This is a genomic window from Pacificimonas flava (assembly GCF_000342165.1).
Classification (GTDB): Bacteria; Pseudomonadota; Alphaproteobacteria; order Sphingomonadales; family Sphingomonadaceae; genus Pacificimonas; species Pacificimonas flava.
On the sequence record NZ_AMRV01000005.1, the window covers coordinates 1 to 12,879 of the forward strand.

A 12,879-nucleotide genomic window follows, 5' to 3' on the forward strand; every position below is an offset into this window, starting at 1 on the left:
CGTTCGCGGTCTTAAACGGAAATGCCCGAGAAGGCCGGAGCGTAGTCGGCGGGCGCGATCGCCGGCTTCTTCCCGAACCAGCCCATCAGGAAATGCGGGCCCGAATAGTCGCTGGGATAGGGCGCGGCCGCTTCGGCGGTAAATCCGAATTTCTCGTAATAGTCCGGCTCGCCCAGGCAGAAGATGGCCTGCCAGCCCTGCCGGCGCGCAGCGGATACGCCGGCCCGAACCAGCATGCCGCCAATGCCTTCCCCCTCTCGCTCGGGCGCTACCGACAGCGGTGCGAGGCCAAGGCTGCGGGGCGGGCTCTCCATGGCGGACAGCATGACGTGACCGACGATATGTTCGCCCTCCACCGCCACATGCTCGATCTTCGCGGCGCCGTCCTGGCGCAGCTGGCGTACCAGATTGGCTTCGTCCGGCTGGTCGAAGGCGCGCTTCACCAGATCGTCGATAAAAGGGTCGTCTGAGGATTTTCGCGGGCGGAGTCTCGGTGTCTGTTGCATGCCCCGGCAACGAACGGGCGGCGGCGATGATCCAAGACGTCACCGAATAGGACGGCCGCCTGCGTTTCGCGCCTCTGAATGAACCCCTGCGGGGGCGGGATGCATCCCGAGAGAGCCAGGCCTGGGGTTTGATTGCACGGCCATGGCGTGGGTCCCGGCTTTCGCCGGGATGACGCTCCTTGGGGTAAGTGTTGGCCTTCAGTCAGGCGCGCCGTCCGCCCCTCCGCCGGCTCAGGCGAACAGCTTGCCGGGATTCATGATGCCGTGCGGGTCGAGCGCCTGCTTCACGGCGCGCATGGCAACGAGCTTTGCCGGATCGCCGATGCGCGCCAGTTCGCCGGCCTTCAGCGTGCCGATGCCGTGTTCGGCGCTGATCGAGCCGCCATAATCGGCGATGCGGTCATAGACGAAGGCGGCGATCTCGTCGTGCTTCGCCATCAGGTCCGCGCGCGGCAGGCGATCCTCCTCCGACCGGACATTGAAGTGGATGTTGCCGTCGCCCAGATGGCCGAAGGAGAACATGGCCGCGCCCGGCCAGCGCGCCTCGATGGCGTCCCCGACCTCCGTCACGAAGCGGGGCATGTCCGCGACCGGGACGGAAATGTCGTGCTTCAGGGAGGGGCCGTCGGCGCGCTCCCCCTCCGCAATGGTTTCGCGCAGGCGCCAGAAATCCTCTCGCTGGGTTTCCGACTGGGCAACGACGGTGTCGGCGATGGTGCCGTCCTCCAGAGCCGCCACCAGCGCGCGCTCCAGAATTTCCGGCAGTTCGGCGCCGGGCTGGGAGGAGGTGAGTTCGATGAGGACATACCATGGATAGCTTTGCGCGAAGGGATCGCGCGTTCCCGGCACATGCTGCGTCACAAGGTCGATGGCGATGCGCGGCACCAGCTCGAAAGAATCGATCACGCCGCCGGTTTCCGCCTGCATGCGGGTGAGAAGCGTCAGTGCGTCCTCCGGCGCGGCGAGGCCGGCGAAGGCGGTCGCCACCTGCTTCGGCGCCGGGAGCAGGCGCAGGCTCGCCGCCGTCACGAAACCCAGCGTTCCCTCGGCGCCGATCAGCAGCTGCTTGATGTCGTAGCCAGTATTGTCTTTCCTGAGCGGCGTGAGCTGGTCGAGGACGGACCCGTCCGGCAGCACCGCCTCAAGCCCCAGAACCTGCGCGCGCATGGTGCCGTAGCGCAGCACCTGGGTGCCGCCCGCATTGGTGCTGATCAAGCCGCCGATGGTGGCGGACCCCTTCGCGCCCAGCGACAGGGGGAACATGCGGTCCGCCTTCGCCGCCTCCTCGTGCAGCGTCTGCAGGATCACGCCCGCCTCTGCCGTCACGCTCATCCCGGCTGCATCGAGCGTGCGGATGCGGTTCATGCGCTGCAGGCTGATGATGACGGCGCCCTCCGCCTCGGGCACGCTGGCGCCGCACAGGCTGGTATTGCCGCCCTGCGGCACCAGCGGCGTGCGCGTCTCGTTCGCCAGCCGAACGATGGCGGACAGCGCCTGCGTATCGGCAGGGCGGAGGACCAGTGGGCTGTTGCCGGTCTTCGTTCCGCGCCAATCCTCGGTGAAGGCCGCGATGTCCGTCGGATCGGTGATGGCGCCGCCGGCACCGGCAGCCTCGATGAAGCGGCGGCGGAGGTCGTCCGTCAGTGACAAGGGCGCCGGACCGGTCGCTTCGTTCAAAACTTGTTGCATTAATGTAACGCCCTAACTCGTTTCATAGTCAAATGAGAGATTTTGTGAGGTTCGCGGGACTAGACAAGTCTCTGAAGCCGGGCGCAAGATGAATCCATTCGTCGGGGGGATAAAGAGGCCGAAGGTCCGTCATCTTTCCGCATGAATCGCGCTTCGTAGGCTGGAGAGGGCCGCGTGGCGACGAACATAGTCCTGGGGAGGATGCCGATTATGTCGAGGCCAGATCGCGCCCGTATTGCGTTTTTCGCAACTGTTTCCGCATGCGCACTCGTGACCGCTTCGGCGGCTGCCGCGCAGCAGGTCCAATCGCCGGCGGAGGCCGCCAGCCGGACGAGCCCCGGCGGCATACCGGAGGTGGCGCCCCGCGGCTTGCCGGAGATCGTCGTGACGGCGCAGCGCCGCGCCGAAAGCCTGCAGGACGTGCCGGTCGCGGTCAGCGCCTTTTCCAACGAGGCGCTGGCGGACCAGCAGATCAACAACTCTCTGAACCTGCAGCAGGCGCTGCCGAACACGACCTTCACGAAGGGCAATTTCACCGGCGACAACATCACCATCCGCGGCATCGGCTCCGCATCGGTCGCCACGTCGGGCGATGCGGGCGTCGGCGTCCACTTCAACGACGTGCCCCTGGTGTCGGGCGGTCTCTTCGAAACGGAATTCTTCGATATCGAACGCATCGAGGTGCTGCGCGGGCCGCAGGGCACGCTGTTCGGTCGAAACGCGACGGGCGGCGTCGTCAATCTGATCACCGCGAAACCGACCTTCGAGTTCGAATCCGCCGGCGAGTTCGAATATGGCAATTTCGATTCGAAGACGGCGCGTGGCATGGTGAACGTGCCATTGGGCAATATCGCCGCCGTCCGTCTGGCCGGCATCTATCTGAACCGGGATGGATTCACCGAAAACCTCAACACCGGCAATCGGATCGACGGACGTGATTATTACGCGCTGCGCGGCACGGTCATGTTCGAGCCGACGGACCGCACCACCGCCTATGTGACGGCGCAGTATCGCAACGAAGATTCCAACCGCTCTCGCATTCAGAAGCAGCTCTGCTCGACCGATACCAGCGGTATTCTGGGTTGTCGTCCTGATGAACTCGGTTTCGACACGATCAACGGCCGATCCTCGCTCGCCACCATTCTGACCAGCGCAGAGTTTCTGAGTATTGCCGCGTCTCCCGCGCTCGCGCCCTTCGCGTTCGGCAGCGTCTATGGTGACGATGGCTACAGCGGCGCCGTGAACCCCACCGATTTCCGCAAGGTCGCCATCGACTTCGAACCCACCTACAAGTCCGAGGGCCTGATCATCCAGGGCGAACTGGAGCATGAGTTCGACAATTTCACCGTCACGCTGAACGGTGGCTATACGGACGGGTCCATCGACACGCGGACGGATTACAACCTCGCCACGACCGACTCGGCCTTACCGCAGCTCGCCAGACTACAGGCGGCCGCAGATGGCGCATTCGGGGCGGAAGCGGCTGCGATTGCAGGCGGACTGCTATCCACGCCGCTGTTCCAGAACGGGCAGATCTGCGTCTCGGAAGCGGACACGGATCTCGTCGGGTTCATCGGCGGCAAGATCAATCGCTGCGCCGACAACACGACGGAATATGATCGCTCCGCCGCCAAGAGCACGCAGTGGTCGGTGGAGGGCCGCGTCGCGTCCGACTTCGACGGCCCGTTCAACTTTCAGCTCGGCGGCCTCTACCTGAACTACAAGGTCCGCGATTCCGACTATTTCGTCGTCGCCTCGCTCCTCGACTATGCCGGCTTGCTACTGGGCGGTCCGGCATCGGGGTTTCAAGCCGCGCTCGGTCCGTCCTTCTACGACAGCAACACCGACCTCTACACGCTCGACAGCTACGGCATCTTCGGTGAGCTTTATTACGACATCACCGACGAGCTGAAGATCACCGGCGGCCTGCGCTGGTCGAAGGACGAGAAATTCGTCCGCGACCGGCAGTTCCTGGTGAACGTCCCGGTCCCGTTCGGCACGGATGCGCTGACGGACGAGTTTTTCGCCGGCAGCGGTTTCGACGCCGATCCCGGTGTCGAGGGCAATCAGGTGTTTCGCGAGCAAACCGCGAATTTCGATGAGTTCACGGGGCGGGTGGTCATCGACTGGAACCCGGTCACGTCCTTTTCGGACAGCACGCTCGTCTACGCCAGCTACTCGCGCGGCTATAAACCGGGCGGCATCAACCCTCCGTTCGACCCGGCGGCGTTCCCGGACACGCCTGCCGCTTTCGAGCCGGAATTCATCAATGCATTCGAGGTGGGCACAAAGAACGTCTTCGGCGGCGGCGTGGCGGCCATCAATCTGACCGGTTTCTATTACGACTATAAGGATTTCCAGGTCAGCCGGATCGTCAACCGGACATCGTTCAACGACAATACGGACGCCGAAGTCTACGGTGTGGAACTTGAGACGCTGCTGAGCCCCGTCGATGCGGTGACGTTCAACGCGACAATTTCCTATCAGAAGACGAAGATCAAGGATCTGCAACTCGTCGACACGCGTGACCCCTCGGGCGGGCGCAGCGACGCGGTCATCATCAAGGATATCACCAACGCATCGAACTGCGTGTTCACGACGGCGCAGCCTGGCGCGCTGGATCAGGCGACGCTGGGCGCGCTGGTCGCAGGGTTCAACCAAGGCCTGAGCAACCTGGTAACGCAGGGCCAGGATCCCGACCTTTTGCGCGCACCCGTGGCCGTTGACGGGACAAGCGCGCTCGGTGCCTATTCCGTTTGCGGCCAGCTTGCGGCCGCAGCGGCAAGCGGCGCACTCGGCGCGGCAAGCGACCTGATCGACGTGGACTTCCTGGGCGACGGAACGCCGGTCCTGCCGTCCGGGGTGGAATACGACCTCAGCGGCAACCAGTTGATCAACTCGCCGAACTGGAAGGTATCCGTCGGTGCGCAATACGCCATCGAAACGGCGGGCGGCTGGACCATCACGCCCCGTGTGGATGCCAATCTTACCGGCGATTTCTTCGCATCGAACTTCAACCGGCCGATCGACAAGGTGCCGAGCTACGTCCTGGTCAACGCGCAGCTGACGGTGAATTCACCGGACGATCGCTTCTATGTTCGCGGGTTCGTTCAGAACGCCTTCGACACCACGGCGCAGACCGGGCGCTATATCACCGATCAATCCTCCGGCCTGTTCACCAACATCTTCCTGACCGATCCGCGTCGCTACGGCGCGGCCGTGGGTTTCCGCTTCTAGAGGCGGCCAGATCAGGTCCGGTAGCGGCCGCCTGCCCTTTTCGAAGGGTGGGCGGCCGTCCCTTTTCGCTGGCCGGATGCGTACAGCGCGCATACAGGAAGGGATCGCTACGGCGTGCTTGTGACGCCGGGCACGCATCCGCTAGGCTGGCGGCATCCCCCTGACGCATGGACGATGACAGCATGAAATTCTTCCTGTTCCTCTGCTCGCTGCTGCTGGCGACCGGCGCCGCTGCGCAGGCGCGCGAGGTGCCGACCTCGATTCCGGACGAGAATATTCTGAACCTTGACCTGTCGACCGGCGGGCGCGTGGTGATCCTGCTGCGTCCGGACATCGCGCCGAACCATGTCGAGCGGATCCGTACGCTGGCGGGCCAAGGCTTTTACGACGGGCTGATCTTCCACCGCGTCATTCCGGGCTTCATGGCCCAGGGCGGCGATCCGACGGGCACGGGGCAGGGCGGGTCGGACCTGCCCGATCTGGAACCGGAGTTCACCAAGACGCCGCATCTGCGCGGCACTGTCGCCATGGCAAGGGCGCAGGCTGAGAATTCCGCCAACAGCCAGTTCTACATCACCTTCATGCCGCGGACCCAACTCGACGGAAATTACACCGTTTTCGGGCGGGTTTTCTCCGGCATGGAATATGTCGACGCCATTGCGCCCGGCGAGCCGCCGCAGAGCCCGGATAGCATTGTGCAGGCCCGCATAGGCCGCAATGTTCCGCCGCCGCCACCCAGCCTGGCGCAGTCGCAGGCGCCCGGCGGCGAGGAGGATGTCGGGGAGCTGTCGACGCAGCTACCGGCCGGCATCGGGCTCGGCAGTGCGGCGAGCGCGCCTGCCGCCGAGGGGCCGGGCGCGGCACCGGCGGCGCCCACCATTGTCGATGAGGATGGCGCAGAAGTGTCCGCGACGGCGCCGGCCGAAGCGGGCGAAGCGGCAGCGGAGCCGGTGGAAGAGCCGCGCTAGCCCGCCGACCCGGACGAGGACTGATGCGGGTTTCCGATTTCGACTTCCACCTGCCGGACGAGCGCATCGCTCTCAGGCCGGCGTCTCCCCGTGATGCAGCGCGGCTGCTCCACGTGCAGGCGGGCCGGATGGCCGACCGCGTGGTTCGCGACCTGCCGCAGCTTTTGCAACCCGGCGACGTGCTGGTGTTCAACGACACGCGGGTCATCCCGGCGCAGCTTTCCGGTCGGCGCGGCGATGCCCGTGTCGGCGTCACGCTGCACAAGCGAGAGGGCCAGACGGACTGGCTCGCCTTCGTCAAGAATGCAAAGCGGCTGCGCGTCGGTGACACCGTCACTTTCTCCGACGCGCTGTCAGCGGAGGTGGCGGAGAAGCGGCCGGACGGCAGCGTCGCCTTCCGCTTCCAATCGGACGGTCCGGTGGAGGCGGCCATTGCCGCGGCCGGAACCATGCCGCTGCCGCCCTACATCGCCGCGAAGCGTGACATCGATGAGCGGGATGCCGACGATTACCAGACGATGTTCGCCGCGCGCGACGGTGCCGTGGCTGCGCCAACGGCGGCCCTTCATTTTACACCTGAACTGATGGCTGCGCTGGCCGAGCGCGGGATTGCCAGCGAAACGCTGACGCTGCACGTCGGCGCTGGAACCTTCCTGCCGGTGAAGGCCGACGATACCGAAGAGCACCGCATGCACAGCGAATGGGGCGAGATCGCGCCGGACGCCGCCGAGCGGCTGAATGCGGCCAGGCGGGCGGGGGGGCGGCTGATCGCCGTCGGGACGACATCGCTGCGGCTGCTCGAAAGCGCGGCCGGCGCGGACGGCATGGTCAGGCCCTTCTCCGGCGACACCGATATCTTCATCACGCCGGGTTACAGATTTCGCGCGGTCGACGGGCTGATGACCAATTTCCATCTGCCGCGATCCACATTGTTCATGCTGGTCAGCGCGCTGATGGGGCTGGACATCATGCAGGCGGCCTATGCGCACGCGATCGAAAGCGGCTACCGCTTCTATTCCTACGGAGATTCCAGCCTGCTGCTGCCGGGCTGAAACATCTCCGGCTGCGCCGGCATCGTCCCCAACTCTCCCGTACCGCAGGCCAAATGAAAAGGGCCGGCCCGCGGATACGGACCAGCCCCTTTTCAAGCCGTTATGAACGCGGGGGTTCAGGCGGCGCGGCGGCGGCGGCGCAGGCCGAGAGCCGCGAAGCCCAGACCGAACAGCGCGATGGCGCCCGGCGCCGGAACCGGCGTGAACTGCAACTCGCCAATGTCGAAGCCGTCCGAACCGCGGCTCGTGTAGGTGTCGGCGAAATAGTCGAACGTCGCATCCTCGATCGTCAGTGTGCTGAAGGACAGCCCGTTCAGGTCAAAGAGAAACGAGGACATATCACCGCTGATGGTGCGCGTCACGCTGATGCCACCGGTCGGAGTGCGAACTGCGTCGCCGAAGGTCGCAACGTCAACCGACGCCGTTCCGTCGGCACCCGAGAAGATGAAGCGTGCGGCTTCCGGAAAGGTGCTGGACGGCGCATCGTTGGTGATTTCCATCGAGAAGACCGACTGGTCGAACTTCAGCGGGGAAACGTCGAAGCTCACGAAGCCGTCAATGCCCAGCGAATAAAAGCCGGAAACACCTTCGTTGACTGCGTTGATATCGGACCGCGAGGCGTCGACCGAACCCGAATTCTCACCATCGGATTCCACGAAAGCGCCCTGGGATTGCTCTGAGAGGTAGGGCGTCACGGGAGCAGCCTGCGCGGCGGCAGCAAGCGCAACGGTCGAGATCGCAGCGGCGGTAAGAACGGAAACCTTCATAACTCTTCCCCTTTGTGTAGGAGTGAAAACATGCCTGTCGGGTCTAATAAAGCAATCACCGTGCCAAATTCAGCGACTCGTTGAATCCACGCCCGTTCGTCCGCGCGGTGCAAGAACCGCGTTAACCATTTGTAAGGATTCTCGACACAGGACGTTGTGCATTGCACACTGGCGCGCGGGCCCGGCTTCGTTCTAACGGATGGTCATGACCCCCCGCTTCGAGTTCGACATCGCAGCCAGCGACGGCGCCGCCCGCACCGGCACCATTCGTATGCAACGCGGCGACATCCGCACCCCCGCCTTCATGCCGGTCGGGACCGCCGCGACCGTGAAGGCGATGAAGCCCGAAACCGTTCGCGCGATCGGCGCGGACATCATTCTGGGCAACACCTATCACCTGATGCTGCGGCCGGGCGACGAGCGGATCGCGCGCCTGGGCGGTTTGCATGCGTTCAGCCGCTGGACGCGCCCGATCCTGACCGATTCCGGCGGCTTTCAGGTGATGAGCCTGGGGGACCTGACCGAGCAGAGCGAGGAAGGCGTCGCGTTCAAGAGCCATCTGGACGGCAGCCGCCACATGCTGTCGCCGGAACGCTCGATGGAAATCCAGCGCAATCTGGGCAGCGACATCGTCATGGCGTTCGACGAATGCACCGCCTATCCCGTCGAGCGGGACGTTGCGGCCGCCTCCATGCGGCGCTCCATGCGCTGGGCGCGGCGCAGCCGCGAGGGCTTCGACAGCGGCGCAGATCATGCCGGGCGGGCGGCGCTGTTCGGCATCCAGCAAGGCTCCATGCACGAAGATCTGCGCCGCGAAAGTTCAGAGGCGCTGATGGAGATCGGTTTCGATGGTTATGCCGTCGGCGGCCTCGCCGTGGGGGAGGGGCAGGCGCAGATGCTGGAGGTTCTGGATTTCGCCCCCGGCATGCTGCCCGCGGACCGGCCCCGCTATCTGATGGGCGTGGGAAAGCCCGACGACATCGTTCATGCCGTGATGCGCGGCATCGATATGTTCGACTGCGTGCTGCCGACCCGGTCGGGCCGGACGGGGCAGGCCTTCACGCACGATGGGCCGCTGAATATCCGCAACGCCCGTTTCAAGGAGGACGTGGAGCCGCTCGATGCGGATTGCCGCTGTTCCGTCTGCGGCGAATTCAGCCGCGCCTATCTGCACCATCTTATCCGCGCAGGCGAAATCCTCGGCGCCATGCTGATGACGGAGCACAATCTCGCCTTTTACCAGCAGGTGATGGCGGGCCTCCGCGGCGCGATTGCGGGGGGAAGGGCGGAAGCTCATGCCCGGGCCTTCCTGTCCCGCTATTCGGGCGCGAACTGATGCGGGCGCGGCGTTTCAGGCGCCCTTGAACTCCGCCTTTCGCTTTTGCAGAAACGCCTGCACGCCCTCGGCGAAATCGCCCGTGCGGCCCGCGTGCATCTGGTTCTGCCGTTCCGCTCGCAGCCCCTCCGACAGCGGCTTGTCCATGCAGTCGCGAATGCCCTGGCGGATTAGCGCATAAGCCCGCGTGGGACCGCTGGCGAAGCGGCGGGCAAGCGAGCTTGCGGCGTCCATGAGCTCCGCATCGGGCACGATTCTGTAGACCATGCCCCAATCGAGCGCCTTCTCCGCGGGCACCTTCTCACCCAGCATCATCATCTCCAGCGCGCGGGCCCGGCCGATGACGCGCGGCAGCAGCCAGGTGGAGCCGACATCGGGGACGAGGCCGATATTGACGAAGGCCTGCAGGAAATAGGCGCTTTCGGCGCAGATGACGAAATCGCCGAAGAGGGCGATCGAACAGCCCGCGCCCGCCGCCGGACCGTTGACGGCGGTGATGATCGGCACGTTCAGCGCCATCATGTTTTCGAGCAGCGGATTGAAATGCGTCTCCAGCACCTTGCCGGCGTCGGGCCGACCGCTCGTCCCTCCGCCCGAGCCGCCGGCCGACAGGTCCGCGCCTGACGAAAAGCCTCGGCCCGCGCCGGTGATGATGAGCGCGCGGACGGCGTCGTCATCGCGCACCTTCTGCACCGCGTTCAGCATTTCCTCGACGGTTCTGACGTCGAGGCCATTCAGCTTTTCCGGTCGGTTGATCGTCAGCGTTGCAACGCTGTCGTCCTGTTCCAGAAGGATGTTGTCGTAGGTCATGGGGAAGGCCCTCCTGCCGGGATCGCGGTTCCAGACCGTCTTAAAGAATGCCGGTCCGCGCCCCACCCCGCAAAAAGAGGGGCGAGGCGCTAGTGGCCGCGCGCGATCTCGCCCAGCCAGAAGGGATAGCCGCCGCTGATCGCCGGTGCCGGCACATCGCCCGGCCACGGCCCCAGCAAGGTGACCACCCCTTGCAGCAAGGCCGGCAGCCGGTCCTCCTCCCCGAATGCTTCCAGGCAAAGGCTCGTCCAGCGTTCGCCGTGCGCTTCGACGAGCGCATATTCCAGCGCCGCGCCGTTCTCCGCCTCCTCTTCGCTGTCGACGGGATGCCAGCCGCCGTCCGCGAAGCGGAGAATGCGGCGGCGGCGTTCCTTCCCCACCGCGACGGTCCCCTCGTCCGTCAGCGGCAGCCGCGCGGCCTCGCTCTTGAGCCACAATTCCGCCTGCGCGGCCATGGACGGGGGCAGGGAAATGTCGGGCAGGCCGACGAGCACCTTCACCTCGCTATGTTCGCGGCCGCGCCGTTTCAGGCTGATGTCGGTCAGGTTCGGATCGGCGAGGTAAAGGTCGGTGCGCGTCTCGCGCTTGGGCGCCGCGCCCTGCATCAGCCAATCCTGCAGCCCGGACACCTCCCGGCCTCGCCACCACCACCGAAGCTCTGCCGTGCGCCACATAAGGATAACCCCGTTCACCAAGGACTTCGCGCTGTTCTAGGCGCCTTTTGCCGCTTGGCAATCGCGGCGCCGTCACGGCATAGGAGCCGGAGACGCGAGAGGGGAGACCGGTCATCGACAATCTGGCGCACACGCTGGCGGGCGCGGCCCTCGGCGAAGCGGGGCTGAAGGAGAAATCGGGCCTCGGCCTTGCGACCTTGATGATCGCCGCGAATATCCCGGACCTCGACGCGATCGCATTGGTGTTCGGAGAGAACCTCGCCTTTCGGCGGGGCCTGACGCACGGCCCTATCGGGCTCTTGCTGCTGCCGGTGCTGCTGACGCTGGCGATGCTGGGGTTCGACAAGTGGCAGGCGCGGCGAGGAAAACGTCCGCCGGACAGGCTGCCGGTGCGGGCGGGCTGGCTGCTTCTTCTCGCCTATATCGGTGCGCTGTCGCATCCGGCGCTCGATTTCCTGAACACCTATGGCGTGCGCTGCCTGGCGCCATTCTCGGACCGCTGGTTCTACGGCGATACGCTGTTCATCATCGATGTGTGGCTGTGGACGGTGCTGGCCATCGGTACCTTCTGGGCGCAGCGGCGGCGGCGGGGCGGTGTGAAGCGGCCCCGGCTGCCGGCACAGGCGGCCATTTTGATCCTCTGCGCCTATATCGCGGGCATGGGCGCCTTCTCCGCCGCCAGCGAGAGCGCTGCCCGCGCGGCCGTGGCGCAGGCGGGCTACGGCACGGCGGAGCTTGCCATCGCCAGTCCGCCGCCGGTCGATCCCTTTCGCCGCCGACTGATCTACCGGACGGAGGATCGCCGCGTGGGTTGGGGCGAGGTTGCCCTTGGCGGACCGGTGGTGCTGGACGCGCCGCCCCGGCCGGATGCAATGGACGATCCGCGCATCGCCGCCGCCGCAGCCGGGTCGAAACCCTTGCGCGATTTCCTGTTCTGGTCGCGCGTGCCGTTCGCCCGGTTCGAGGGCGGCGAGGTGATCGTCAGCGACGCGCGCTATACGGACCGCTTCGCCAGCAGCAACTTTACCGTCAGGGCGCCGGTGTCCGCAGCGGACCGCGAATAGCGGCGGCGACGATCAGCGCCCAGCCCGCCATCATCGTGACGCCGCCGACGGGCGCGACCGGGCCCAGCGAAACGCCGCCGAGACCGGACAGGTAGAGCGCGCCGGAAAAGAGCAGCGTTCCCGCAAGGAGAAGGAGGACGGCGAGCCGGCCCAATCCGCCGGGAAGCAGCGCCAGCGCGCCTAGGGCGGCGGCGGCATGAATAAGTTGCATCGTTGCGCCGGTCGTGACGACCGGACCCGCCGGTGCATGCGCGCCGATGGCTGCGAAGGCGACGCCGCACAGGCCGTGCAGCCCGGCAAGGACGGCGAGATAGCGGCTCATTCCGCCGCCGCCTTGCGGTTTCGGGTCAGCGCGGCTTCCGCAGCCTCGGTAACTGCTTCAAGCGCAAGCAGGATGGAGGGGTGACGCGCCTTGTGCGGCCGGGCTGGCGCGAAAACCTCATAATCCTCCCACCCCGTAGGCAGTGCGCCGTCCTCGTCGCCCAGGAACAGCCTTAGCGCGTCCCGGGCAGCGGCAAGCTGACCTGCGCTTTGGCCCATGACGCGCTCCCCCAGCAGGGATGCGGACGCCTGACCAAGGGCACAGGCCCGCACCTCCTGACCGAATGCCTTTACCCGGCCCCCCTCGTCCAGATCGAGGTCGACGGTCACGCGGCTGCCGCAAATGGGCGACACCTTCTGCACACTGGCCTGCGGCGTTTCCAGACGCGCCTGCAGCGGAATTTCGGCGGCAAGGCGCAGGATACGGGTGTTGTAAAGCGGCTCGGTCATCGGCC

At 65.8% G+C, this 12,879-nt stretch carries 12 protein-coding genes; 5 read left to right on the plus strand and 7 right to left on the minus strand.

Features of this window, described 5'->3' with window-relative positions:
• Positions 1 to 11: 11 nt before the first annotated feature.
• Both C725_RS08455 and C725_RS08460 read right to left on the minus strand, forming a co-directional pair.
• Positions 12 to 443 carry a GNAT family N-acetyltransferase gene (locus C725_RS08455; protein WP_008601909.1) on the minus strand — a complete coding sequence of 144 codons (432 nt, stop codon included), beginning with the start codon at positions 441 to 443 and terminating at the stop codon, positions 12 to 14.
• Between the two features lie 294 nt (positions 444 to 737).
• The gene (locus C725_RS08460) at positions 738 to 2,183 is read right to left on the minus strand and encodes an FAD-binding oxidoreductase (protein WP_243442723.1); all 1,446 of its coding nucleotides are present in this window, start codon (positions 2,181 to 2,183) and stop codon (positions 738 to 740) included.
• 222 nt (positions 2,184 to 2,405) lie between these two features.
• Between C725_RS08460 and C725_RS08465 the strand changes: the two genes are divergently transcribed.
• From C725_RS08465 to queA, 3 genes are all read left to right on the plus strand, one after another.
• Positions 2,406 to 5,432 carry a TonB-dependent receptor gene (locus C725_RS08465; protein WP_038282562.1) on the plus strand — a complete coding sequence of 1,009 codons (3,027 nt, stop codon included), beginning with the start codon at positions 2,406 to 2,408 and terminating at the stop codon, positions 5,430 to 5,432.
• Between the two features lie 182 nt (positions 5,433 to 5,614).
• Positions 5,615 to 6,400 (plus strand): peptidylprolyl isomerase, encoded by a 786-nt coding sequence (locus C725_RS08470; protein ID WP_078056229.1) that lies wholly within the window; start codon positions 5,615 to 5,617, stop codon positions 6,398 to 6,400.
• A 23-nt stretch (positions 6,401 to 6,423) separates the two neighbouring features.
• Complete coding sequence (gene queA, locus C725_RS08475) at positions 6,424 to 7,452, plus strand: tRNA preQ1(34) S-adenosylmethionine ribosyltransferase-isomerase QueA (RefSeq protein ID WP_008601920.1); 1,029 nt, start codon at positions 6,424 to 6,426, stop codon at positions 7,450 to 7,452.
• 116 nt (positions 7,453 to 7,568) lie between these two features.
• Here the strand turns inward: queA and C725_RS08480 are convergent, their stop codons facing one another.
• Positions 7,569 to 8,219: a PEP-CTERM sorting domain-containing protein gene (locus C725_RS08480; RefSeq protein ID WP_008601921.1), complete on the minus strand. Its 651-nt coding sequence runs from the start codon at positions 8,217 to 8,219 to the stop codon at positions 7,569 to 7,571.
• A gap of 205 nt (positions 8,220 to 8,424) precedes the next feature.
• Here C725_RS08480 and tgt point away from each other — a divergent pair, with 205 nt between their 5' ends.
• The gene (gene tgt / locus C725_RS08485; protein ID WP_008601923.1) at positions 8,425 to 9,555 is read left to right on the plus strand and encodes a tRNA guanosine(34) transglycosylase Tgt; all 1,131 of its coding nucleotides are present in this window, start codon (positions 8,425 to 8,427) and stop codon (positions 9,553 to 9,555) included.
• Positions 9,556 to 9,570: 15 nt separating this feature from the next.
• Here the strand turns inward: tgt and C725_RS08490 are convergent, their stop codons facing one another.
• Both C725_RS08490 and C725_RS08495 read right to left on the minus strand, forming a co-directional pair.
• A complete protein-coding gene (locus C725_RS08490) occupies positions 9,571 to 10,365 on the minus strand; it encodes an enoyl-CoA hydratase-related protein (protein ID WP_008601925.1) in 795 nt (264 codons plus the stop codon).
• Positions 10,366 to 10,454: 89 nt separating this feature from the next.
• Positions 10,455 to 11,057 (minus strand): hypothetical protein, encoded by a 603-nt coding sequence (locus C725_RS08495; protein WP_149864616.1) that lies wholly within the window; start codon positions 11,055 to 11,057, stop codon positions 10,455 to 10,457.
• A 104-nt stretch (positions 11,058 to 11,161) separates the two neighbouring features.
• On the opposite strand from C725_RS08495, the gene C725_RS08500 reads away from it, so the two are divergent.
• On the plus strand, positions 11,162 to 12,103 hold the full coding sequence (locus tag C725_RS08500; protein ID WP_207790983.1) for a metal-dependent hydrolase: 942 nt from the start codon (positions 11,162 to 11,164) through the stop codon (positions 12,101 to 12,103).
• Here C725_RS08500 and C725_RS08505 read toward each other — a convergent pair.
• Complete coding sequence (locus C725_RS08505) at positions 12,069 to 12,425, minus strand: DUF423 domain-containing protein (protein ID WP_008601931.1); 357 nt, start codon at positions 12,423 to 12,425, stop codon at positions 12,069 to 12,071. The two genes, C725_RS08500 and C725_RS08505, sit on opposite strands and share 35 nt — an antisense overlap.
• The gene (locus tag C725_RS08510; protein WP_008601933.1) at positions 12,422 to 12,874 is read right to left on the minus strand and encodes an iron-sulfur cluster assembly scaffold protein; all 453 of its coding nucleotides are present in this window, start codon (positions 12,872 to 12,874) and stop codon (positions 12,422 to 12,424) included. Before C725_RS08510 ends, C725_RS08505 begins: the two co-directional genes overlap by 4 nt.
• Positions 12,875 to 12,879 lie beyond the last annotated feature (5 nt).

Excerpts from the sequence above, each read along its gene's own strand:
- C725_RS08465 (WP_038282562.1), top strand. The coding sequence starts at position 2,406 with ATGTCGAGGCCAGATCGCGCCCGTATTGCGTTTTTCGCAACTGTTTCC.
- C725_RS08470 (WP_078056229.1), top strand. The coding sequence starts at position 5,615 with ATGAAATTCTTCCTGTTCCTCTGCTCGCTGCTGCTGGCGACCGGCGCC.
- queA (WP_008601920.1), top strand. The coding sequence starts at position 6,424 with ATGCGGGTTTCCGATTTCGACTTCCACCTGCCGGACGAGCGCATCGCT.
- C725_RS08480 (WP_008601921.1), bottom strand. The coding sequence starts at position 8,219 with ATGAAGGTTTCCGTTCTTACCGCCGCTGCGATCTCGACCGTTGCGCTT.
- tgt (WP_008601923.1), top strand. The coding sequence starts at position 8,425 with ATGACCCCCCGCTTCGAGTTCGACATCGCAGCCAGCGACGGCGCCGCC.
- C725_RS08490 (WP_008601925.1), bottom strand. The coding sequence starts at position 10,365 with ATGACCTACGACAACATCCTTCTGGAACAGGACGACAGCGTTGCAACG.
- C725_RS08505 (WP_008601931.1), bottom strand. The coding sequence starts at position 12,425 with ATGAGCCGCTATCTCGCCGTCCTTGCCGGGCTGCACGGCCTGTGCGGC.
- C725_RS08510 (WP_008601933.1), bottom strand. The coding sequence starts at position 12,874 with ATGACCGAGCCGCTTTACAACACCCGTATCCTGCGCCTTGCCGCCGAA.